The 26,149-nt window shown below is 29.3% G+C and carries 20 protein-coding genes; all 20 read left to right on the top strand.

Annotated features, from left to right (window positions below; all coding sequences use genetic code 4):
• The first annotated feature begins 13 nt into the window (after positions 1 to 13).
• Positions 14 to 3,616 (top strand): hypothetical protein, encoded by a 3,603-nt coding sequence (locus JJE79_RS03255; RefSeq protein ID WP_222926223.1) that lies wholly within the window; start codon positions 14 to 16, stop codon positions 3,614 to 3,616.
• Between the two features lie 91 nt (positions 3,617 to 3,707).
• Positions 3,708 to 6,989 (top strand): hypothetical protein, encoded by a 3,282-nt coding sequence (locus tag JJE79_RS03250; protein WP_222926221.1) that lies wholly within the window; start codon positions 3,708 to 3,710, stop codon positions 6,987 to 6,989.
• 49 nt (positions 6,990 to 7,038) lie between these two features.
• A complete protein-coding gene (locus tag JJE79_RS03245) occupies positions 7,039 to 7,860 on the top strand; it encodes a hypothetical protein (protein WP_222926219.1) in 822 nt (273 codons plus the stop codon).
• 250 nt (positions 7,861 to 8,110) lie between these two features.
• On the top strand, positions 8,111 to 8,683 hold the full coding sequence (rpsF, locus tag JJE79_RS03240; RefSeq protein WP_222926218.1) for a 30S ribosomal protein S6: 573 nt from the start codon (positions 8,111 to 8,113) through the stop codon (positions 8,681 to 8,683).
• A gap of 17 nt (positions 8,684 to 8,700) precedes the next feature.
• The gene (locus JJE79_RS03235) at positions 8,701 to 9,354 is read left to right on the top strand and encodes a single-stranded DNA-binding protein (protein ID WP_222926216.1); all 654 of its coding nucleotides are present in this window, start codon (positions 8,701 to 8,703) and stop codon (positions 9,352 to 9,354) included.
• A 31-nt stretch (positions 9,355 to 9,385) separates the two neighbouring features.
• On the top strand, positions 9,386 to 9,706 hold the full coding sequence (rpsR, locus tag JJE79_RS03230) for a 30S ribosomal protein S18 (RefSeq protein WP_222926215.1): 321 nt from the start codon (positions 9,386 to 9,388) through the stop codon (positions 9,704 to 9,706).
• A gap of 32 nt (positions 9,707 to 9,738) precedes the next feature.
• Positions 9,739 to 10,179, top strand: a complete 441-nt coding sequence (gene rplI, locus JJE79_RS03225) for a 50S ribosomal protein L9 (RefSeq protein WP_222926214.1) — start codon at positions 9,739 to 9,741, stop codon at positions 10,177 to 10,179.
• 4 nt (positions 10,180 to 10,183) lie between these two features.
• Positions 10,184 to 11,824, top strand: coding sequence for a DnaB-like helicase C-terminal domain-containing protein (locus JJE79_RS03220; protein WP_222926213.1), 1,641 nt, complete (start codon positions 10,184 to 10,186; stop codon positions 11,822 to 11,824).
• The gene (locus JJE79_RS03215; RefSeq protein WP_222926211.1) at positions 11,824 to 13,242 is read left to right on the top strand and encodes a hypothetical protein; all 1,419 of its coding nucleotides are present in this window, start codon (positions 11,824 to 11,826) and stop codon (positions 13,240 to 13,242) included. The genes JJE79_RS03220 and JJE79_RS03215 overlap by 1 nt, the downstream gene beginning before the upstream one ends.
• A gap of 5 nt (positions 13,243 to 13,247) precedes the next feature.
• Complete coding sequence (locus JJE79_RS03210) at positions 13,248 to 13,928, top strand: uracil-DNA glycosylase (protein ID WP_222926209.1); 681 nt, start codon at positions 13,248 to 13,250, stop codon at positions 13,926 to 13,928.
• Between the two features lie 93 nt (positions 13,929 to 14,021).
• Complete coding sequence (gene gatC, locus JJE79_RS03205; RefSeq protein WP_222926207.1) at positions 14,022 to 15,398, top strand: Asp-tRNA(Asn)/Glu-tRNA(Gln) amidotransferase subunit GatC; 1,377 nt, start codon at positions 14,022 to 14,024, stop codon at positions 15,396 to 15,398.
• 3 nt (positions 15,399 to 15,401) lie between these two features.
• The gene (locus JJE79_RS03200) at positions 15,402 to 16,847 is read left to right on the top strand and encodes an amidase family protein (RefSeq protein ID WP_222926205.1); all 1,446 of its coding nucleotides are present in this window, start codon (positions 15,402 to 15,404) and stop codon (positions 16,845 to 16,847) included.
• On the top strand, positions 16,840 to 18,267 hold the full coding sequence (gatB, locus tag JJE79_RS03195) for an Asp-tRNA(Asn)/Glu-tRNA(Gln) amidotransferase subunit GatB (protein ID WP_222926203.1): 1,428 nt from the start codon (positions 16,840 to 16,842) through the stop codon (positions 18,265 to 18,267). The genes JJE79_RS03200 and gatB overlap by 8 nt, the downstream gene beginning before the upstream one ends.
• A gap of 6 nt (positions 18,268 to 18,273) precedes the next feature.
• Positions 18,274 to 20,001: a hypothetical protein gene (locus JJE79_RS03190; RefSeq protein ID WP_222926201.1), complete on the top strand. Its 1,728-nt coding sequence runs from the start codon at positions 18,274 to 18,276 to the stop codon at positions 19,999 to 20,001.
• 32 nt (positions 20,002 to 20,033) lie between these two features.
• Positions 20,034 to 20,711, top strand: a complete 678-nt coding sequence (gene ruvA, locus JJE79_RS03185; RefSeq protein WP_222926199.1) for a Holliday junction branch migration protein RuvA — start codon at positions 20,034 to 20,036, stop codon at positions 20,709 to 20,711.
• Entirely contained in the window at positions 20,698 to 21,618 is a 921-nt protein-coding gene (gene ruvB / locus JJE79_RS03180) for a Holliday junction branch migration DNA helicase RuvB (RefSeq protein WP_222926197.1), read from the top strand. Before ruvA ends, ruvB begins: the two co-directional genes overlap by 14 nt.
• A 71-nt stretch (positions 21,619 to 21,689) precedes the next feature.
• Entirely contained in the window at positions 21,690 to 23,165 is a 1,476-nt protein-coding gene (locus tag JJE79_RS03175; protein ID WP_222926195.1) for a hypothetical protein, read from the top strand.
• A 142-nt stretch (positions 23,166 to 23,307) separates the two neighbouring features.
• Positions 23,308 to 23,862 (top strand): NUDIX domain-containing protein, encoded by a 555-nt coding sequence (locus tag JJE79_RS03170; RefSeq protein WP_222926193.1) that lies wholly within the window; start codon positions 23,308 to 23,310, stop codon positions 23,860 to 23,862.
• A gap of 1 nt (position 23,863) precedes the next feature.
• Positions 23,864 to 25,828 carry a DNA polymerase III subunit gamma/tau gene (gene dnaX / locus JJE79_RS03165; protein WP_222926192.1) on the top strand — a complete coding sequence of 655 codons (1,965 nt, stop codon included), beginning with the start codon at positions 23,864 to 23,866 and terminating at the stop codon, positions 25,826 to 25,828.
• Between the two features lie 8 nt (positions 25,829 to 25,836).
• Entirely contained in the window at positions 25,837 to 26,139 is a 303-nt protein-coding gene (locus JJE79_RS03160) for a YbaB/EbfC family nucleoid-associated protein (RefSeq protein ID WP_222926190.1), read from the top strand.
• Positions 26,140 to 26,149 lie beyond the last annotated feature (10 nt).

Genomic DNA, 26,149 nt, shown 5'->3' with positions numbered 1-26,149 from the left:
AAAATAAATTTATATGAATAAACGAAAAATGTTAAAGAAGCAACTGGCGATAGGACTGTTCGTTCTACCGGCAGTTATCTTCTCATCTTGCTCTAATGTCGCACCAGCCTTTAAGGGAGTTGATTTAAGTTCATCACAAAATGATGTGCCTACTTTTTCTGCTGCCTCTCAAGACTATAAAGGTGTAAAAATTGATAAAGGTCAGTATTATTCTGTTTTATCTTCAAGTGAATTGATCCAAAATTACGAAAATTACACTGATCCAACAAACAAGAACTTATACGATAACGTTGTAGCAAAAAACATTTTTCAACCAGAAGCACTTAAGAAGGGTTATGTAGGCTTTAATCAAAACGTTTATTCAACCAAAGAACAAGCCCAAGATTCACTATACGAAGAAAATAACGCACTATTCTATGATGGTTCTTTATTTAGATCTAAATATGATTTAGAACGTTATATTGAAACTAAAAAAGAATTATTATCAGAACAAAACAAAAAAGTAGTTATTCTACGTAATAGTAATGGCAGTAATTTTGAACCAATTGATCTTGATCAATTGAGAAAAAACAGTCAAACTGAACGTTTAAAACTGTTTAATTTCATTACGCAAAACTCTAAACTTCAAGTTCAAATTAATAAGAGTAATGATGATGTTCAAACTATTGATGTAAATTCAGATAACATTAGTAGCACAATTAGCACAATTAAATCTAATGTTGCTTCAAAAGACATCCCTGTGCATTATCAAAAAATCAGTGCTAACAACAACCAAGGTCAATACTTCATTGACACTACAGAAGATGATAAGTATGACTTTTATGGTCCGTTATTATACCAAGGTAGTGCTGATATTAATGCGATAACTAATCCAAATAACTGAACTAAAACTTCAACTTTACCAGTTGGATTATACCGTTCAATATCTACTGATATTGCAACATCTGCATTTGACTTCTTATTAGGCGAAACAAATATTACTAATGAACGTGATATTAAAGTTTTAAACCGTAATTTAAGTAAAACTGATTTTATCTTTTACTTCCCTTATAACGAAAAAGAACTTCAAACAAACCAATATTCAACTAACTTAAACTTAAATTTAAGTTGAGCTAACTTTATTTATCAATTAAAAACACAACAACAAAGTGTTTATAAAAATCTTTTAGAAACTACACAAAAGTTTAATAAATCAAAACGTTACAGTTCTTTCTATAAAATTCCAATCTTATACTCTTACTTAATTGATGCATTAGTTGCTAATAATGCTAAAGAAGAATTAATTTTTGGTCTAAAAGATTTCTTTATTAAGTTGGCTGATAAGATTGACAATGCTTTAAGCGTATTAAACAAATACTCAAAAGCTAGTGGTTTTGACATCTTAGCAAATAAAGATAAAAACGGCTTACCATTTTCATTTAAATACTATTTTGGAATTGGTAATAATGACTTTGATGTATCAGCAAGTCTTGAGAATTTAATTCCAAACTTATACCAACAATTCCCAAATCTAACAATTTTAATGACAATTTTAATGTTGTCAAACATTGTTGCTGTAACTCCTGGTGCGATCTTAGATCAAGAAAGCTTGATTAGAACAATCAAGAGCTTCCGTTTATTAGGTGATAAGCAAATTGATGAAATTTTTGGTAGCAGTGTTAATAATAACTGACCAGCAATCCAAGCTTTATGATGATTAATATCATCACAAAACCTAACTCAAGCTTTATATGTTATTGGTGTTTCAGCTGATGATGTAACTAAGGGTAAGTTAGATGAACAAACAATAAAAACCATCCTTGGATTAAAAGACGCATTAAGCATCAAGTGAATTCGTAACCAATTCTTACAAACAAGTGCAATCAATGCAATTAAAGAAGAATTACCACAAGTTATTAGAAACGTTCCAACATCAAGACCAAAAGTAAGAGAATTATTTGAAAACATTCCAACATCAGTTCTTGAATACTTACAAGGAATCAATGTTGATTTTGGAACAATCATTCACATTCGTAATATTTATAAGAAAATCAACCAAACCCTAAGAACTGATCCAGCAAAAGCACAACAATACTTATCACAAGTTAATGCTTTCTTAAAATCACTTAAAGAAGATCAATACGTTGATTTATATTTAACATACATGACGCAATTCCCGTCTGTAGTTAAAAACAACAATAACCAAAATCTAAGATTACAAAATCATTCAAGTGAATTCATTCTTCAATTACATGATAAGAATGTTGCAAATTCTCCTGAAAATAATACTAACAATGATGCAATTGCTTCAATTATTAGTAACTCATCAACATTATCAACATCTAAAAGACCAGGAACTCCTGCAATCTTACAAGATCCAAAAGAAATTAATGTTAATGAACTAAAAGCAATTGATCAACTTAAAAAAGACCAAAAGAGCTTACAATCTGTTCTTTTAATTAATGCGATTTTTGAAGGATTTACTTCAACATTAACATCAGCAGTAACAATTAATTCATTAGTAGTTAATCCGAAATTAGTTAACCACACTAAAGACTTAGTAGTAGCTGCATTACAAACCGTTGGTTCTATTACGTCAGTAGTTTTATCAATGGGTCAACAGTTTGCTAACTATGTTGAAAAAGCAGCAGCCGTAGTTAATTCAGTTGCTCCTGCTTTTTATGGTTTAACAATTGCGATCCAAATTGCTGTTTTATTAATTAATATCTTCTATCCATCAGAAGAAGTTAGTTATTACGTATTCAAAGCAGGTAATGCTGAATATGTTTGAACTGGCGGTTATCGTAAGTCATGATTGTTAGGATTAAAAACATTAGAAGAAAGAACAATCAAAGACATTAAGTTAATTAATCCAATTCAAATTACAAGACCGCAAAATAAATCATTCTTATACTACAACCAAAAACAATTCTCTCAAAGTGAAGTAGAAAACATTAGAGAATTACAATTAAAAGAATGAATTGAAAACAAAAACTTATATGCAATCGATCAAGATTACATTAAGAATGTAAATAAGGTTTATTCTTTACATAACTCAGTAAAAAATAGTAGTGTATCTGGTGTTTATAGTTCTCGTAGTTTAGTTGATTTATACCAAAACCTTTTAAGCACATTGCTAGCTAATTCTTTAATCACAATCCCTCACACAGTAGCAACTTCAATTCGTGGTAGTTACATTCAAGGCGATATTAAAAATGCAGTAGTTTCAGATGAATTGGCAAAATCACAAAACTGAACGATCGTGCAATTACCTAACAATGAAACTGGTGGATATTTACACCAACAATCTAAGGATATTCGCATCACTGATATTACTAGTTATGATCCTGAAACTAAGATCGGGATTGCCAAAGGAACAGGTAAATTTGGTGAAAACCCTTCTGAATTTATTTTCTACAACAGTGAAAATAAAAATACAGCCGATCACAAAGCATTAAAACAAAAATTCAACGAATTATTAAAACTAAGACAAACTGTTTATCTAGACAGCGTTGGATCAAGAACAAAACTAATTTATCGTTCAGAATTATTTAGTCTAGTTGATAACAAACTTGGCAAAACGTTATACTTCTTATCACTAAGAGATGCTTACAATTATGTAGATTATCACATGTAGTAATCAGTTAGTAAGACTAATTAACTTCCATTATTGCAATTAATAATTTATAATTATTAGAATAACAGACCCAGAGTCAAATCGATCAACAATGAATAAAACTAATCCAAAAAAGATAGCCGAACTCAAAAAGAGCCTATCAACTAAATTTAAAAAGCAAATAATTTATGGAACAGTAGCTTTTGGTTCAGTAGCCTTAGCTTCTGGAATTATTGCTGCTTCAGTGAGTGCAACTGATGCTTCTGGAGAAAAACTAACATCAGTAGTTCAAACCAACTCTAATCTAGTTAATACTATTAATGGTGGAGTGAATCCTAATAATCCTTCTTCAGTAGCTAACGACATATTCAAAAACTCAAATTCATTCATTGGTGATCTTTCTGCTAGTTATGCTGACCGTGACAAGGGTATTGTTGATATCAACTCTGGACAAATTAAACCATATGATCAAACTAAGATAAGTGATGCTTATGTTGGTTCTAATGGTGAATTATTAACTAAAGAACAAGCAGCTGAAAGCTTGTTACCAGAATACAAATTAATTAAGAAATACACATTCAATAATAGTGAAGCATTATATGATTCATTATCTGAATTAAAAGAAAATTACTGAGATAGTATTGCTGAAAACCCATTAGCTTTCTATGCTTTTAAAGATAAAGATAATCAACAACATTATTTCAACCCGTTAAACAAAGAAGATGTTAAGAAGTTTAAAGAGTTCGTAATCACTCAAGTAATTAATGGTGAAAACCAATTCTCACTTGATTATTACGTTCCGTATAACAATGAATCTAACAACTCAAGCTTTGTTTCATTAGCAAAATCTTCTGCTGTTTTCAGTGATCAAGGTAATTTAACTTTAAATGCTGATGCTAACTTAGGTAAGAATTTTGACCAAAAGATTAACCAATTATTTAGCCAAAAAGTTAATCAAATCTTTAGTCAATCTTCATTCTTACCAACTATCAGCTTACCAACTAAAGCAATTCCAGTTGAAAAACGTGCTGGTATTTATTTAGACTATCCAAAAGCTCCAGAATACGGATTTGATAAATACTTTGGTATTGGTTTTAAAAATCAAGAACAAGATTGAAATAATGTAAATATTTCAAATAGCATTAAAGTTGAACAAGGTGTAAATATCAATAGTTTAATTGATAATCTAAGAAAAATTTCAACACCTGATCAAATTTCTCAAACATTCAACTCTGTTGAGCTTAACTCTAGATATGAAAGAAACAAAAACGGAGAAATTGTTCCTTCAACTTATTCGTTATCACCAGATCAAAGCACTTATGGTTTAGGTCTTGATCAAGAACAAGAAAATTTAAAACCTTTAATTGCTAATTACAATACAACTAAACAATACGAAAACAAATCTGATCGCGAAGTAGCAGGAATTTTAGATAAAGAATTCTTAAAAACTCACGCATACATCAATAACCGTTCATTTGTAACCAAAGATGGTGCTGATTTCTTCGGTCAAAAAATCGGATTAATCTATAAAGGTAACTTATACGGATACACTGTTCATGGTGATCCATCAGTTGCAGAAAACTATACTAAAGGTGGTTCTGGTAGTGACAAAGTATTCTACTACCACAATACATTCAGCAACGATTCATGATGATTAAAAGCTGGTAACTTTAACAAAGAAAACTTTGTTAAATACTCACCTTACTACTTTGGTTTTGGTAATTTAGAAAATGCTAATGCTAGTTATGGAACATATCCAGAAAGTGTTGGTATTAGTAATGACACAATCCATGTAGGTGCTGATATTTTTGACCTTTCAACTGGTAGAAGAAATGCATCTGGAATTGTTAATGATATTAGACATCTAGGTAAACGACAAGATGCTTGATCATGATCATTAACATTCTTACCAAGCTATTGAGAATCATACCGAATTGCCCCACAAAACAGACAACTTTACTTAAATGTAAATGTTGATTGAAAATACGAAAACCAATTAGTTAAGAATAAAGATGAATTTATTAAAAAAATTACATCTCAATTCGGATTAAAAGAAGAAAACAAGCAATTAACTATTGATAAAGATTCACAATTCTATAAAGATTATTTAAGTCAATCATATGTTAATGGTGCTAACACTTATGCAATCTTAGCTGGTTTAAATAACTTCAGTTCAGTTAATGCAGCATTAGATGAAAACTTCTTAACTGTTGCTAAGGCTCAAGTTAAAAAATTCTCTGATTTCTATGACAAAACTACAGCAACATTCAGCTTAGGTAATGGTCAAGATAATAGATTTGCTGATTATCTAAATACATTTAACGACTTATTAAAAGCTAACTCAAACTTAAAATACAACTCAATTAATATTTCTGGAACTAATAATGCTAACTTCTTAGTTCAACATGTCTTTGATAATAAAGATATTAAACCAGTAATTACATTTGGTAATAATAAACAACCATTATTTGAAATTGATTTAGCTGCTGATAAAAAGAACTTACTTGTTGAAAACTTAAAAACAAACCAAAACAATTTCAAACAAGCATTATTATCATTAGTTACTCAATTACCAAAAGATGAGTTACAAAAAACATTAATTAACTTATCAAACCACTATCAAGTTGAAGGTATTGATTTCTCAACTTATACTTATGATTTAAAATCACAAAGATATTTAGCTTTAAACTCACAAAACAAAGTTGAACTAAAAACTCAATATCAAACAAATAGTGAAGTAAGACAACCACTATTACCAAGAAACGTTGATGCTAACCAATACGCAAGATTAATTACTGATGATCGCACATGATATGCAATTACTTACATGTGGAAGTTCTATGAACAAGCATTAAGTAAGCTATCACAAGATAAGATCAAACAAGATAATTTAATTAGTAATCCTGATGACATTTTAGTTTTAGAAGGAAGCATTAATTCATACTACGATTTAAGATTTGGTAAATACTTCAATGTTACTGGTGATGATGTGAATTTAGCAATCAACAGTTCATTTACTAGTCATAACTTATTCTTTGACTCAGTATTAAAACGTGAAGCTACGAAGTATTACAACTCACAATTATCAAGCAGTGTTAATGTTGATGATAATTATGAAATCGTGTTGTATTACAACAATGCAACTAATAAAAACGTTGGGCTAGTTAGAGGTAACCACAAAAACCTTAAAGAATTAGAACAAAGATCACGTATGAGAGCGTTAGTTGAACTTAACCCTCCAACAGATAATAATTACAAGTTCTACATTGAAGGTGAAGATAAAGTAACAAAAGTTAAGAACATTACTTTCACACTTTATCCAGCTAAATTACCTAATGGTAAAGTTATATACTTCGACTCACAAGAACATTTAAAGAATTATCTAAAGAGATAAACTGATTGAAAAGTTCTGAACTAATTAAATAAATATTTATTAATTGAAGATGGAAGCACAAAAAGCTAATAAGAAAACAAAAACTGTTGAACAAGAAGAAATTCAAGAAATAATAAAAAAAGAAGAACTTTCTTCTTATTATGAAAGAAGAAAGAGAGCTAAAAGCTATACAGTTATTTCAATCATTTTATTGATAATTGCTGTTTTTAGTTTTGGTATCGGAACATGATTAATTTCATACGTTGTTGGTTCTGCTAACCAAAGAGTTAGTGATAACAACGAGTTCAACCCAGATCAATTAACTGATTTTGCGTCAGTGTTTGGACATTCATTAGCTAAGATTTCTTATGTAATGATTGGGCTTGGTGCTTTCTTAATTATTTTGGCAATTGTTTTAGCAATCATTTCAGCAATCTTAATTGTTAAAATTTATCGTATTCAAAAAGAAGATATTGATGAATTATTAGAACAAAACCAAGCACTATTAGATGAAGTTAAGTTGTTGAAAAAATCAAATCTAAAATTAGAAAGAAACATTGAAAAATTAAATATTGATAATCAAGAACACATTGAACAAATTAGATTATTAACTATTGAAATTTCAAATCTAAAAGCTGAACACCAAAAAAATATTCAATTAATTAGCCAACAAAAAACACAGGTTTTAGCTAATCCAATTGTGGTTAATCGCATTCAACAACCAGTTCAACAAGTGCCAGTCCCACCTAAAAAGATTGTAAAAATTACCAGAAGAGTAATCACTAGACAACTAAACCCATTACCACCTGGCAATTTAGCACCTAACCAACCAAACGCTTTACCACCTTTAAGACCAGCAACAAAACCTGGTATTAATCCACCAACAAAATAACTAAACTAATTTAAGGACATGAAACTATAAAGTTTTATGTCCTTATTTATTATTATTAAACCTTGATTGATAACCAACTCAAATTTGAGTTGATGAGTGATAAAATCAATGATTGTTTGATGTATAAAAATAGCCAAATAATGGTAAAATATATAAGACATATTTGCTTTGTCTAATTAAGAATAAAATTAATCAGAAAATAAATAAGTCAATTTTTAAATTTTCATACCCAAGGATTAAAAAAATACAAATGGCAAAATATGAAATTATGCTATTGGTAAGCGGAAAGCTTAACCAAAAAGAAGCACAAGCTGTTAATGATGAATTAAAAGCTATTTTAAAAACAAATGATATTACTGAAGAATACTTAGGTCAAAAAACTTTAGAATATCCAATTAATAAAGAAGTTACAGCTCACTACTACAACCTATTTTTCACAAGTGGTGCTGATGTAATTCACGAATATAAGCGTTTAGCTGGTATTAGAAAAGATGTTCTTAGAACATTAATTATTAATACTGAAAAAGACTTTGGTTACAGAGCAACTCAAAACAAGAAAAAAGTTGAAATTGCTAAACAAAAACAAGCAAGATATGAAGAAATCATGAAACAAATTCAAGAAAATGGTTTCTTCCAAATCAAAGGATCTAGAAGAAATTCAAAAGTTGAAAAAGCATCTGCTAAAGAAACTTGAATTCTTCGTGAAAAATTTGGTGATGATTTACCAGAACAAAAAATCCCAGTTCTTAAAAAAATCAACTTAAACAAAAAACCAGCTGCAGCTAAAAAACCTGCTGGTGAAACTAAACCAAAAGCTGAATAGAAGCTTAATAAAGAACAATGAATCGTGTAATTCTTGTCGGAGTCCTTACAGATATACCAAAAGAATTCGTTTTTCGCGATAACAAAGGTTGTGAGTTAAAACTTGTTGTTCAAACAAATGATATGCAACAAACAATGTATCCGAGAGACCCTTACTTTTTTACTGTAAATCTTTGGAACAAAAACGCTGAATATGCTCTAAATAGCTTAGATAAAGGTGATTTAGTTTCAATCGAAGGATACTTAAAATCTGAACAACAAACAAGCAGTAACGGTAGAGATTATTTCAGAATATCAATTGTTGTTGAACGTGTTAAAAAAATTCCATTAGCCTTCAACCAATCAGGTAACCGTTATGTGCCTAATCAAAACCGATTTAACAATCGAATTGATTACAAATCTTTTAATAATCAAAACAACAATAATGGATTTAATAATGGATTTAATAAACCGTTTGATGTTGATGATGAACCGTTTGATCCACCAGCAACAACTGAAATCAAGGGTTATCGTGAATCTTACGATTTAGAAGATATCAAAAAAGTAGAACCAAAAGAATTTGCCCAATTCAGCACACCATCATCATATAAAGCTAACCATAGTTTAATCGATGAAGATAACGAAGAAGATCTATCTATGGATATGGATGACTGAATGAACGAAAATCAATAATTAATATCAATATTATTAAGGAAGAATTAATATGAGCGACATTACAAAATTACCAGCTAACAACATTAGTGAAGACAAAAAACCAGCAACAGCTAAACCAGCAACAACTAAACCAGGTTTTGACAAGAAGAAATTCTTCAAAAACAAAACAAGAAAACTTTGTCACTTCTGTGCTAAGGGTATCTTAAAAGTTGATTACAAAGATGTAAACACTTTAAGAAAAAACATTAACTCTTACGCTAAAATCGTGTCAAGAAGACAAACTGGAAACTGTAGCTTACACCAAAGACATGTTTCTAACGCAATCAAAAGAGCAAGAATCGTAGCATTACTTCCTTTTGTTAAAGATTAATTACATTACAATAAAACTACGAGGTTATATTTATGAAAGTCATTTTAATCAAAGATGTTAAGAACTTAGGTAAAGCTGACACCGTAGTTAATGTATCAAATGGTTATGCTAAGAACTTTTTATTTAAAAACAACTTAGCAGTAGCACTAACACCAGAAACACAAAAAGAATTAGATTTAAGAAATACTAAACGTAACGAAAACCACGAATTATTAGTTTTAGAAGCTAAGAATTTAAAAAACCAATTAGAAGGTGTGGTTTTAGAATATTTCATTAAAACTAATGAAGAAAACAAAGCCTTTGGCACAATTGGATTTAAGCAAATTGTTGATGATTTAAACAAAAAGCACATTCCAATTACCAAAGATATGCTTGATACTAAGATAAAGCTAGATATTGGACAACATAATGTTGTTATTAAAATCTTTGAACAAGTTCAAGCAACTATCTTAGTAAAAGTTCAAAAAGCTTAATTACATGTCTATTAATCAGTTTGATGATAATTTCAATGATGAAATTAACAATGATGAACTAAACGAATCAACAGACATTTCTGCAGTTGACAATGATAATGTTGCTGAAGAAGAAATTTTAGCTTTGTCAGAAATTTATAACAAGGACATTATTTCTTTCAATCCAGGTGAACAAGAACTGTATCGTAAGAATGCGATGTTTCTTTATAAATGTTATCGTTTAGAACTGTATGTTTTAAGTTGTATTGTTCATCGTGTTAGTGGTTATGAAGTGGCAAAAAGAATGCTAACTCCTAGTGATTTCATGGGAGTAAACCGCCGTATTTTTGAATGCTTAACCAATGATTTATATTTAAATCAAACTGATGGGTCAATTGATGATATTCAAATTTGGCTACAAAATAATTTCAATTTAGATAAAGTTCAACTTGACGTTTTAGACCGAGTTTGTGCTTATATTCGGGCTAATAATAACATCAGTTCTGAAAACTTTTCAAAGTTTTTAGATAGTTTAATTGAACATAGTAAGTTTCGTTCAGTGTTTTATGCTTCATATAACTTTTTTGAAAACATTGATTATGACGAAACTAGTAAATATACACCTTCAAATCGTTTAAGAAATTTTGAACGGATTATTAATGAAGTAGTAAACCGTTCTGTTCAAAGTGAATTAGTCACAATTAAAGATATTGCCAATAACTTTTTAATTAAAATTGGCAACTTAATTTCTAACAAAAACCAACAATCATATTCAACAGGTTATTACCGACTTGATCAATATTTAAGTGGATTGGTTGCTGAAAACTTATTAGTAATCGCAGCTCGTCCTGGTCGTGGTAAAACCGCTTTTGCTTTAAACATTTTATATAATGTTGCTCAAAAATTACGTGAGCAACAAATCGAAGAATACGAAAACCAACAAGCCCAATGGGATGATAATTATCAACAAGATCTAGATAAACCCCAAGAAGTTTGTTTAATGTATTCGATTGAAATGGGTGATACAGAAATCTTTTCAAGACTAGCAAGTTTACATACCAATATTAGTTTTAAGATTTCAACAGCACTTAATATGTATCAAAAAGATCAAGTTAAGTTTAAATCATTCGAAAAAGGTGCAAGTGATTTTACCAATGATTGACCGATCTTTATTAATGCTTCACCACAAACATCAATTAAAACGATTTATAACGACTTGCATTATTTAACCAGCAAAAATGTTATTCCAAGATTGATCATTGTCGATTATTTACAATTAATTAATACCAACGACATTGATGATATTAGAGCTAGAAACCGTCATGAAGCTGTAAGTTATATTTCAGGTAGTTTAAAAAGAATTGCCAAACAATATAAAGTTCCAGTAATCGCACTAGCCCAATTATCACGTAAGGTTGAAGAACGTAAGGGTTCAGATGCTGTTCCAATTCTATCTGACTTGCGTGAAAGTGGAAGTATCGAACAAGATGCAGACATCGTAATGTTTATTCATTCCAACAATCCGAATAAAAAAGACGAAGAAGAAAAACGTGAAGATGATATTATTGATGTAAAAATCGTTATTGCCAAAAACCGTTCAGGTCCAACTGGCACCGTTAATTTTGAATTTGATAAAAAACACTCAAAATTCAGAGAGGAATCATAATGAAAAAGAAATTATTAACAATTCCAACTTTTGTATTAACCTCTGGTTTAATTCTCAGCTCATGTTCAGCTGCAGTTTTTAATCGTAATGTTGAAACTTATTCTAAGTTTGCTGAGATCTTAAAAGACCCATCTAATCCAGGTAATTCTGAAAAGCAAGTTGTTTATTTATCAAGTAAAACTAATTTTTCAGCCGTAAGTATTACAGGTTCTAGTAATAACGATAATTCTGGAACATTTAAATACGCTTTTGGTGATTATAATTCTAATTCAACACCAATGTTTGAAACAAACACTCCCGATGTTAGTTTTAAACAATTATACGAGCAAACCTTCAAATCATTATTAGCTTCAATCAGTATTCCATCAATTAACTATGCAACACATTTATATAGTTATCTAAAATCAAAAGATACTGAAAACTGATCAGAAAGTTTATTCCCATCATCACAAAAAGATAGTAATCCAACAGTTCAAAAAGAATTTTATTCAGCATTTTCTAATGGATTGTTAACTGGTAATGAAAATAATAATTTTATCTTTCAACCAATTGATTTAAAATTCCATTTTGAACAAGTATCAAGTGATTTAGTTAAACAAAATAAGGTTTTTGACATCAGAGCTTATAACAATAAATTGACATTAACTGATGAACAAAAAAATGACAAAGCTAAAACGGCTTTAAAATTAACTAAATTGTTCGTAATTTCAGATATTGAATTATATTTTGGTTTTTATTTAGTTGGTTTAAATAATGATAACGCCCCAACTCGTGATGATTTTGTTACAACCAAAGGTGATAATGAAACTGATGAAAATTCAAATCAACAAAACAACCAAGCTAAAAAAGAAATTTTTGATAATTTAGCAACAAAATTCAAACATTATTACAAGCTTGATTTAAATAATCCTGTCTTTAAATTAAAACTAAAAGATCTAGGTGTGTTAGTGAATTATGTCATTGATGGCGAAGATAAAATCAAACCAAATTCAATTGATAGTATTATTCCATTAAGTCTAATTAAAGATTCAAACCTAACATACCAAGCTGGTGATTTAGCTAATAAACCTGTTGGTTTTGATAAAGAATGAATTAGTAAACTAACTGATTTTAACCAAGTTTTAAGTGAAGAAGAATATTCAAATACTGATACAACAGTTAGCACTTTTTATAGCCAAAACCAAAACATTAAAAACACTAACGGTCAATTATTAGACTTCTTAAAACAAACCCACTTCCAACCGATTGAAAAAGATGCTGTGGTTAATGAAAAAAATAACCTTAATGCTAACTTATTAACATTCTATTCTTGATACTTTGAAGATTTAAGTTCAATTAATAATTACGAACAAATCGTGCAAAAATTACCAAACCAAGACCAAGATCTTGCTAAGTTTAAACAACAACCAGCTAATTAATAATCATGTTAGATCAACTAATCAATCAATTATCAACCAATTGAAAAGATCTAATTCTTGATTTTTTTAACAATCACAAACATATTTATTCAACTCTGAATGAATTGTTGATTAAAAGAAATAAAAATAACGAATTAATTCCTAAACAGGAATTAATTTTTAATGCCTTTAACTATTTTGATTATCAAAAAACTAAAGTAGTAATCATCGGTCAAGATCCTTATGCTGACATTAATAAAGCCAATGGTTTGTGTTTTGGAACTTATAATAAAACGATCCCTGTTTCATTAAGAAATATTCTTAAAGAACTATCAAATAACTTTAATCAAGCAATTGATTTTAAACAATTTGATGCTTCATTAACAAACTGAGCCAAACAAGATATTTTATTAATTAATACGATCTTAACCGTGCAAAATAAAAAACCATTAAGTGATATTAATCAAGGTTGAGAATTTTTAATCAAAGATTTAATAATAAAATTATTAGACCTAAACCCCCAACCAATCTTTATATTATGAGGAACAAAAGCCCAAAACTTTGTTGCTGATTTAAAGATTGATTATCAACTTAAATCAGCTCATCCAAGCTTTTTTAGTGCCAAACAATTTTTTAACAACAATCACTTTAAAACTGTTAATGAACTTTTAATTAAAAACAATCTAAAACCAATTAAGTGGTTTTAGATCTTAAATAAGTAAAAAATAACAAAGAAATTATTTAGCCAATTAAACAGTTTAAAATTCGATAATTTATAATATCACATAACATAAAGCTTTATGACTGAACAGTTTATCCAGCCAAATAGTTCTTTTGCTATGGCGGTATTTGCTATTATTGTTGGGTTAGTAGTATTTTTAGCAATGGCTAAAAAACTCTACTATTTTTTTGTTCGTAAAAAACGCTACTATACAATTCCCAGAGTATCAGTAACTGGTATGACGAACATTGCGATGGTAATTGCGATTGCTGTGGCGATCATTTTATTAATTAGTGCTGTTACTGGTGGGTTGGCCTCAATCTTATTCAGAGTTTATCCAGGAACACGGGTTTCTATTGAGACTGTATTGGTAAAAATTTCAGGATTACTATTCGGCCCGATCATTGGAATGATATCTGGTGTGATTATTGATCTGTTAGCAGTAACACTATCAGCTGGATTTTTCCATTATGGATATTTTGTTGTAGCGGTGCTAACTGGTTTGATTTCAGGAATGATCAGAGCATTATTAACCACATCAAAATATTCAAAATACCGTAATTTTTCATTATCAATTTATTTAAGTGTATTGGTATTAATTAGCATTTTTGCCACCACCTTCTTGATTTCATCAATGCCTGAAATTGTGGCAAAAAATGGCTTTGATTTATCAATTCCAGGAATTGCAGATACCAAAATTTCATCAACAATTTTTAATTGAATCATCATTGGATTTGGCATCAGCACGATCATCTTTATCTGGGTTACTTTCTTAGTTTATCGTTTAACCACATTTAATCATTCCAACAACTTAAGTGGTTTTTCTCACAAAACTCAACCACACTCAAACCATAAGAGTATTATTCGGATTGATGCTAGAAAAAACTGATATTCTTCATTGGTTTCATTGGTATCACTAGCCACCATCAACGCAACACTAATTAACTTATTCTTCTTACCAATTTTTGATAAGGAGATTACTGGTCAGCCTTATGCTTTTTGAATTTCAATTAGATTAATCGTATCACCATCACTATTCTTAATTGATATCATCGTGATTTATCCTGTGATCATGATTATCCAACCGATTATGAAATATAATTATGAAGACGAACTAATTGAAGATCTAAATACACCATTATTTATTAAAAAATGAACAAGTAAGAAAAAGGGCAATGATATGAAGATAAATAAAGAAGAATTAAAACGCTTATCCAGATTGGTTAAGTTTGAATTAGATGATCAACAAATTAACAAACTACAATCAGAATTTGATGACATTTTATCAAACTTCCAAGAAGTGCAAAAGATTGATACTACCTACATTAAAGCAATGAACTATCCAATTGAAAGTAGTTCAAATACCTTAAGAAATGATAATGATGTTTATAGCACTGACAAAGATATTATTAAAAAAACAGCAAAAGAAACAAAAGGAGACTTTGTTAAGGTATAGCTTATGAAATCAGTTATCTTAAAGCTTAATGAACAATTAAGAAATAAAGAAATCACTCCTTCTGATCTAGTGCATAAATCATTAAAATTAATTGATAAGTATCGTTGAACGAATGCTTATTTATATGTTAATGATAACAACTCAATTTATAAGGCTCAACACCATAATGATGAATTGTTTAATAGTTCATTATTAGCATATATCCCTTATACTTTAAAGGACAATATTTCAACAAGAAACATGATTACCACAGGCGGATCACGTTTTTTAGAAGAATATACTCCTACTTATGATGCAACCGTATACAAGATTTTAGATAGCATGAGTGCTTTGATGATTGCTAAAACTAATATGGATGAATTTGGTCTAGGTGGCACAGGGTTAGATTCAGGTTTTGGTTATACTTACCACCCGTTATCTAAAAAATATGCACCAGGAGGATCTTCTTCTGGAAGTGCGATTAGTGTTGCCAATGGTTCGGTTGCTTTTAGTATTGGAACAGACACAGGTGATTCTGTTAGAAGACCAGCCAGTTTAACTGGGGTGGTTGGTTTTAAACCAACTTATGGATTAATCTCACGTTATGGAGTTTATCCTTATGCACCATCATTAGACCATGTTGGTGTGTTTGCTTCAACTGTTACTGACATTGCAATTGTTAGTGATGCTTTAAACCAATTTGATACCAAAGATTTCACATCACAAAAACAAAACTTGAAGTTATTAGATCAATTACTAAAAATTGATCATAATAAAAAAATCAGATTGGGATATTACAAAAATCTAGAACCATTTATGTATGAACACGTATTAACTGGTTGAAAACAAACACTTGATTTTTTAAGAAAAACTAATAAGTTTGAAATTGTTGAATTAGAATTCAATCTAGATTTATTAAAAGCAATTGGTCCTGTTTATCAGATGATCAGTTATCCAGAAGCTAATAGTTGTTATGCAAATTTATCAGGTATTACTTTTGGACAAAAAGCTGATGGTGAAAATTATGAACAAAAAACAATTAATGCCAGAAGCCAATTTTTAGGTAATCAAATTAAAAGAAGATTTACCATTGGAGCATACATCACTTTAGCGCAAAATTACGAACCATTGTTTAAAAAAGCTCAAAAAGTTCGTCGTTTAATTGTTGAAGAATTCGAAAGAACTAAAAAAGATGTTGATGTTATTTTCTCATTAGGTTCTAGTGATTTTGCTGCACCAATTGAAGACATTTTAGATGGTAGTTATACCAACGGCGTGATCGATGATTTCTTGTGTGTTGCTAACTTTGGTGGTCATCCTTCAATTACAATTCCAATGATTAAAAATGCTGATAATTTAACAATCGGACTAAACTTAGTATCTGATAAATTTAAGGATGATTTAGTTTTACAAACAGCATATTTAATTGAAACTGAATTAGATAAAATCGGAGGCAGCATCAATGCGTAATTTTGAACCAATTATTGGAATTGAAGTCCATGTTGCAGTTAATTCAAAAACTAAAATGTTTTCACCAGCTGCAAATTCACACAGCGATGCTGCTAATATCAACGTTCATCCAATTGATTTAGGTTTACCTGGAACAATGCCTGAACCCAATGCTTTGGTAGTTAAAAAAGCTTTAGTGTTAGCTAAAGCTTTACATATGAAAAATGTTGATACTTTCGTAAAATTTGATCGAAAAAATTATTTCTATCAAGATTTACCAAAAGGCTATCAAATCACCCAACAACACCATCCAATTGCCACTGATGGTTATATTGAAATTACTAATAAAAAAGTTCCGATTCAAAGATTTCATATTGAAGAAGATACTGCTAAACAACTAAACCAAAATAATGAAATTTTATTAGATTTCAACCGTGCAGGATCACCTTTAATTGAGATTGTTACTGACCCTGTTTTTGAAAGTGGAAAAGAAGTTAAAGAATACTTAACTAACCTAAGAAGAATTTTAATTTTTAACGACATCAGTGATGCTAAATTAGAAGAAGGTTCAATGCGTGTTGATGTGAATGTTTCAATTCGTCCGTTTGGTGTTAAGTCATATGGAACCAGAGTTGAGATTAAAAATATTAACTCAATTAATAATGTTGAAAAAGCCATAAATTTTGAAATTGAACGGCAAAAACAACTATTATTATCAAACCAAGGTGTAATTCAAGCAACGATGCGTTATGATGATCAACTTAATGAAACAATCTTCATGCGTGAAAAAACTGATGCTGTTGATTATCGTTACATGTTAGAACCTAACATCTTAGGCATCATGTTAGACGAACAATTCTTGAATGAAGCTAATGCTATAAAAGTAATTGATATTCAAGAATTACAAAACACATTAATTCAAAGTGGTGTTGATGCTCAGTTTGTTGATTTATTATTAGATAACAGCTTACTTTATCAAAAGCTAAATCAGATTAATGAAAAACTGAATGATCTAAGTTTTGTTGCTAAATGATTATTAATTGAATTTATTGGTAGAACCAATAAATTAAAATTAAAAATCGAAGAAATTTCAGATGCTTGATTTGAATATTTAGCCGAACTATTATTAATGGTTAAAAATGAAGATCTTAACCAAAAACAAGCAAAAACCGTGTTAGATGAAGTGATTAAGTCTAATGAATCACCATCAGTTGTGGCTAATAAATTAAACATGAAGCAAATCAAAGATCCAGGTCAGATCAAAGAATTGCTAGAACCAATCTTATTAGAAAATATTTCAGTTCTAAAAGATTATGACACTCGTAAAGAACGCGTTGAAAAATTATTAATTGGTTTGTTAATGAAAAAAACTAACGGTCAAGCCAACCCAAATATCAGTGTTCAAGTATTAGATGAATTAATCAAAAAACACCATCAATAATTATTTATGAATAGACAAATAGGATCACTAAACATACAATCAATTTTGATCATAGTGCTAAGCATTGTTGCACTAATTGTTGTTGTATTATATGGTGCCTATTTTGTTATTTTTTTAAGAGTTCGTCGTTCAATAAATCGCAACTATAAATTCAGAGAAAAATATAACGTTTTATCGGCAAAAAATTACAGTTTAACAATTCAACAACTAACTAAATTAGCCGATCGCAGATCAGATTTAAAGTATGTTGTTGAATATGTTAATAAGTTCAATAAATTTTATCGAGAACAGATTGAATCAGTTTATGAACCAATCAAAGAATTAAGTAATTTTGATTATCATTTTGACTTTGAATATACCAAAAAAGCCAGCATACAAATCACCCGTTATTTAGATAAAGCTGAAAGCTTAGATCGTTCTTTTACTGAAATCAAAGGTGATATATCTGGATATAAAAATAATTCATCAGCTTTAATTGTTCAATTCAAAGAATTGCTTGATAAATTAAATAAATTCTTAGAACGTCACATCTTACCAACATTTGATAACGAAGAATTATTAAGAATGGTAGATAGTTTTTCTAAATGTTTAATGGAACTAGAAGATTCAGCCACAATGTTATTAAACAAACGTTTATTAGCCGTTGTTGATCACTTATTAAACAATCTACCAGCATTAATTAAGATGTGTAAAACTTACTTCTTACTTAACAAGTTAAGAGTAAGATTAAAATACTATCTAAGTGATATTAATTATTCATGCAGTATTCTAGAAAAAGATGCTAACTTTAGTGAATTAAGAAAGAAAGAAATTCTAATCAAAGTTAATTATGCTAACAAAGATCTAGTAAATGTTTTTGATCTATTAATGAACCGTCAATTTAAAGACGCTCAAAGAGTATTGGATGATAAGTTAAATCTGATTGCTCCATTAAGAAAAGAATTAGAAATCGAAACCAAATCAAAAGCGACAATTAGCGTCATTAAAGAATCATTTAATTATTGAATTAGTCACTTTGTTAACAACTTTGATCAATTAAAAACCAAATTAGATAAGTTATTAAATAACTTTACTAAAGATTTAATGTTAATGGAACAAATCAAAGAATTAACGACTAAATCTGGACATTTAAGAATGCTGATTGAACAGATTAATTATCAAAACGAACGCACAATCACGCATAAGAATTATTTACAACTAATCAACAATATTGCCATTCAAGCATCTAAATTAAATGATAGTTTGGAAGTTTTAATTAAAACGATTGCTGATAATATTGCAATTTATGAAAACTTCTTATTTAATACGAATAACTTAAAACTGCAATTTGCATTAATTAAGAATTATTACCAAGATAATGAAATCAAGAATGATAATTTATACAAAATGATTTCAGAAAATAACAATCAATTAATTCAGATCGAATCAAACTTATATAAGAATTACAAAGAAAATATTAATAAGTTTGATGCTTTACATGAAAACATTGAAAAGAGTTTTATTCTAGCACTAACAACCTTAATGAAAGAAGTGGCTCTAAAAGAGTTATGTGATCAGTGTTTTATGTTCTTAAATAAATATATTTATGAAGCAGAAGACATTAGAAAATATGCTAGTGATTTCTACAAACAACTATATGATAACGGTTTGTATGAAGAGTGTTTAAATAAACTAATCATCTTATTAACTAAGATGAAACAAGTAGCTAAAGAAAATCAAATTGTTCTTTCTTAGAGTTTTTGACATATCTTTAACAGGAGTTAAATATGATTACTTCTGTATATGCAAAAATAGAATATGTAACAGACACAAAAATGTTGTTTGTATCCAATAACTGAGGTTATTGAGTTAATGTAAAACCTAACAGTGGTTTTAGTAGAACTGAAAGCAATGCTTTAATTTTTATTCATCAACTTAGCGTTGTTAATCAAAATAATATGATTAGCAATGAAATTTATGCTTTTAAAACCCTTAAAGAAAAAGAGTTTTTCAAGAGTTTATTAACAATTAATGGTATTGGTCCAAAAACAGCAATTAACATTATGGCAAATCCAACCAATGAGCTTATTGATCTAATTAAAAACAATGATCTTAATGGTTTGATGAAACTTGAAAACATTAATAAAAAAGTTGCCACAATTTTATTAATGTCAGATCTTGCTAATAAGAATTATTTCCCAAGTGAAACTAATAATCAAAAACAAGATAATTTTGATAGCAAATCTGATGACAATAAAACTGATGATGAAAATAAAAACAATGAACTATCATCAGAATTAATTGTTGAAGCTGTTGATTGTTTATTGACATTAGGTTATAAGCAACAACAGATTGAAGATGCTTTGTGTCAAATTGATTTAAATGAAAATTTAATTAGTGACTCAGCTGATTTAGTGGCCATGATTATTAAACAAATTGGTTTAAGAACCAATGAAGTTAGCTAGACCAAAAAATTTTGATGAGTTTATTGGTAAGGTTGAGTTAAAGCAAAAACTTTTAACTTTTATTAATGCTTCGATTAACCAAAATAAAGCTCTTGATCATGTCTTATTTTATGGACCACCTGGTGTTGGCAAAACATCATTGGCGCAAATTATTGCAAATGAATTAAAATCCAAAATCAAGATCTTACAAGCATCACAAATTCAAAAACCTGCTGATTTACTCAACGCTTTTTCGTTATTATCTAAAAATGATGTTTTATTCATTGATGAAATTCATTCATTAAACCCAACAATAATGGAACTATTATTTCCGATCATGGAAGATTATGTTGTTGACATTTTAATTGGTAAAGAATTTAATTCGAAATTTACCAGAATGAAGCTACCACCATTCACCTTAATTGGAGCAACAACAATGTATGGTCGGATTATTGATCCATTAGAAGAACGCTTTGGCATTTTATTAAAACTTGATTATTATCAAGATGAAGAAATTTATGAAATTATAAAAGCAGCTAATCTGAAAGATAAGATTAAATTAAATGATCATGAGTGTCAAACGATTGCGATTAATTCCAAAGGCACACCAAGAAATGCATTAAGAATTTATAAACGAGTTATGGATTTTAAATTATTTAATCCAAATGAAAAAATTGATGTCATTCTTAACAAACTTAATATTCATAAATACGGTTTATCAAACCTTGATTTAGAATATCTAAAAGCCTTTGATAATAACCCTAAATTATATTTAGGATTGAAATCAATATCGTTAATTAGTGGTATTGATCCGTTTACCATTGAATCGAAAATTGAGCCTTATTTAATTAAACTGAATTTAATTAAAAAGACCCTAAAAGGACGTCAGATTACTAATAAAGCTGTGACATACCTAGAAGATAATTAGTTTATTCTAATTGTCTTATTTTTTTATATTCTATTAAAATTAATAGAAGTAAGCCTTAAATAGTTTAAACTATGAACCAGAAGCCGAATCTACCACCAAATCAAAATAACAATTTGCAGCAAGCAATTAGGCCCGCTGTAAATATTAATAATAACCAGCCAAGAGCTAATAACAATATGTATCAAGCTCAGGCACAAATCATTGGCATGCATGCTAAAAAAGAAGGTGCAGCTGCGCAACCTCCTAAAATGCCGCCAAGAGTAAATCCGCAACAACCCCAACAACCAAACAGGATGCAAACACCGCCTGTTATGGGGCCTAATACACCTAGACCAAATTTAAATAATAATAGCGTTCAAAATAACGCTCAAAATAATAATCAACAAAATAATAATCAAAGATCAGCTTCTAATTCGAATCAAAATCAACAACCACCCCAACAGCCTCAACAACAAAGAAATAATATTCAACAACCTGGAGCTGTTAACCAACAAGGAATGAACCAACAGGGAATGAACGTTCAACAAAGAGTTCAACCCCAACAACCAGTAAATCAAAATCTTCAACAAAGAGTTCAACCTCAATTACAAAACCAACAACCAAACCAACAAGTTCAGCCACCAGTTGCTCCAATTAACAACAATAATCAAGTTAATAACAACAACAATCAAGCACAAATGAATGTGCCACCTGTTGAACAACAACCAACTAATTTCAATAGTGAAGTTGTTCAACCAACAACCGAAGCAACTCAAACAACAGAATTTAACAACCAACAATACAATCAACAACCACAAGCTGAACAAACATATGAAAACAATAATGTTCAGCAAGAAACAAATCAAGAAGCTGCAAACCAACAACCTGCTGTAGAACAACAACCACAAACTCAAGCACAGAATACCCAAGCTGAGCAACCACAACAAGAACAACCACAAGTTCAACCAGCAATGCATCCTTCTGGCATGACTCTTGAAGAGTATATGCGTAAGAAGCTAGAAACAAAGCTAGTTGTTGTTGATGAAGAAACATTAAGAAAACAACAAGAAGCAAAAGACGCAAATGCTCTGGCTGATAGCAACCCTGATTATCAACCAGAAGAACAAGAACCAACCGAAGGAGAATTTTCTTTACAGTATGATACTTGAACATTATCACGCTTAAAGAAATTCAGTATTACCAACACTGTTCTAGGATTATTATCAACAATCATTGCATTAGGTGCATTAGGATTAGCTGTGCTTTGAATTCTTAATTCAACACAAACACTAAGCATTGAAAAAATTGGTATTTCTCAAAACCTATATAATGCAATCTTCGTTGCTGTTATCATCGTCTATATTATTTTCAGTTCGATTTATCGATCGTTTGCATTAGCAAGCATCTTGATTAGCAGTCAGATCAGTAGCCAGAAAAACTTCTACAGTTATGATTTTGATTCTTTAAAGGTAGTTTTATCATTAAGTATTTTCTTTGATTTCTTTGCTCTAATCTCATATCCATTGACATTATCAAGAATTTCAAAAACCCTTAAATTAATTCAATAATCATAAACATACTAAAACAAATAAACAAGAACATTAGAGCCATAATGTTCTTGTTTTGTTTATCAAACTACTCACACAACAAAAACATAAATTAAAATCAAAACAACAAAATTAAAATAATATCAATAACAATAAAGTTCTTATGAAAGATAAATTGCTGCATGAAACTGAATGATTAAACCTTTATCAAACTGATAAAGGGTTTATCTATGCTCAAAGAAAATCAGTTAATAGCATTGCTTCATTATGTTTTAAGCATGTTGGTGATGAAGTAATGTATTTAATTCATTACCAACCACAACCAGAATTAAAAAGTAAGAAGTGTTGAAACGATCTATATCCTTGTCCGATTACAGGAGCGATTGATCCCAACGAAACACCCCTACAAGCAGCAATCAGAGAAACCTATGAAGAAGGTGGAATCAAGGTTGATTTAAACCAATTTCATGATCAGATTTATTTTGTTCCTTCAACCCAGATGAATGAGATTGTTTATTGTTTTATTTTTGATGTAACTAATTTAGAACAAGAAGAACCAAAAACAGATGGAACACTTTTTGAATCGGTTTCAATTAATAAATGAATGACTCAATCTGAAGTCGAAGACATCTTGTTTAAGAACAAAGAAATTTATTTAACCAGTTTATTGAACGCTTATTGCTTAGTGCAAAAACACTTAAAGGATCTTAAAAATTAATATGATTAATTTTTATCAAAAATACCGTCCAAGAAATTTATCAACAATCATTGGACAATCTCATGTTACTAAGATTTTATTAAAAGCCAGTGCTAATGATCAGTTGGCTAATGCTTATATTTTTCAAGGATCAAGAGGGATTGGAAAAACTTCGATTTCCAAAATTTTAGCCAAAGCATATAACTGTCTTGATAAAAAAAATGGTGATGTTTGCAACCAATGTTCTGCTTGTAAATTGATTGATGAAAACAAGTCACAAGATGTTTATGAACTTGACGCAGCTACCAACAACGGGGTTGATGAAATTAGAAAGATAATTGATACCATCAATTATTCTCCAATGAATTTAAAAACTAAGGTTTATATTCTTGATGAAGCTCATATGTTAAGCACGGGTGCTTGAAATGCTTTATTAAAAACCTTAGAAGATCCACCAAAACACGTTGCTTTTATTTTTGCCACCACTGAATTTCATAAGATCCCTTTAACCGTAGTTTCACGATGCCAAAGCTTTAATTTTAAGAAATTAGAACTTCAAGAAATTATTGATGTTTTAAATAATGTTGTTAAGAATGAAGAATTAAAAATCCAATCAGAAGCAATTAGTAAGATTGCTGTTTTAGCTTCTGGTTCAGCTCGCGATTCATTAAGTATTTTGCAACAATTAGCTTATGATAAAAACAATGAAATAACGCTTGATAAAATTAATGAAACTTTTGGTTTAATTAATTTAGAAATCAAGCTAAGTTTTTTAGATTTAATTAATAAAAAAGATTATGAAGGGATTGTTAATTTATTAAATGAAGTAGAAACTAAAGGAATTAATTTTGCTTTATTTATTCAAGACTTTTTTGCTATCTTATTAGACCTATATATTTTTGATCGAACCCGCAAAGAAAACTTATTAAAAGTTTTGGATTTAAATCAAGTTAGAAAGATTAATTACAGAGGTGTTAATTTATCAAATTTATGCGAAAAAATTAACAATTTATTAGCAACAAAAACATTTCATAATAACCTAAAAGAAAGTTTAATTTTATTAGTTTTTGAATACTTTGATGAATACAATAATTTTAGATATGATTATCTAGCATTACAAGAAAATATATCTAATCAAACAAGAACTAATAAAGTTGATAAACAACAAGAAATTAAACCTATTGTTGAGATTAAAAAACAAGAGATTAATCAACAGATTAAACAAGATCTTATTCAACCAATTAAATCACCTAACGTTGAATTAATTAAACAAGTAGATCAACCAATTAAACAAGATTTTATTCAATCAGAACAACAAGAACAAATAACTAAAAAAACCAGAGCATCAAAAACTAAAAAACCATCTGAACCCGAATTGATTGAACAACCTATTGTTGAAAATAATACCCAAGAACTAACTGAAGAATTTAGCACGGCTGAAATTAATGCTGTTGATAAGTTTAAAGCATTTAGTGATGAACAAATTGATGAATATTTAGATGCAATTGTTTATTGCGTATTTAATGATAAAAGCTTAATGCTTAAAGATGGCACGGAGCGTTTTAATGCCATGCAAAAAAAGTTCCAACAAGGTAATGATAAAGAAATGGCATTATACAAAAATTCAGACTCATACCTGACAAATGCTAAACCATTTGCAATCACGAATAAAGCTGCAATTTTAATTAAGGACGATGAACAAGATGCAGCCATCATCAATGCTCATGATTATGACAATAACAAAGTTCATACGATTAATTACATCTTTAATCGTGAAATCTATGTCTTTGCTACAACCAAAGAAATTTTAGGTCCGAAATTCAAAAAAGTCCAACAACTAAAACCAACAGATAAAAAAGATTTAGATAAAATAAATTATTATAAGAATCTGTATGATTCGCTTGATGTAAAGATCTTAAAAAAGATTAAGAAACAAAAAACACAAGCTGAAAATCTTAAAGATTTATTACTAAAAAAGACTAAATAATACTAATTATGAACTTCCAAAATTTAGCTAACCAAATGAAAAAAATGCAACGCGAAATGGAAAAGAAGCTTGCAGAATTTGAAGAAAAAGAATTTAATTACGATTACAAAAAACTAATCAGCACAACAATCAAAGGTAATTTAAAGATTGTTAAGATTGAAATCAATAAAGATCTAATTGATCCAGAAGATCCAACTACTTTACAAGAAATGGTGGCAGAAGCAATCAATGAAGCAGTAGCTGATGTTGAAAAACAAAAAGATGGTTTAACATCTTCAATTACCCCACCAATGCCTTTTCCAGGATTTTAATTAGTTTAGC

The organism is Mycoplasma sp. E35C, from assembly GCF_019873825.1.
In the GTDB taxonomy this organism is placed as follows: domain Bacteria; phylum Bacillota_I; class Bacilli_A; order Mycoplasmatales; family Mycoplasmoidaceae; genus Mycoplasmoides.
The sequence above is the reverse complement of the archived record's forward strand: the minus strand, read 5'-3'. Positions and strand labels throughout refer to the sequence as shown.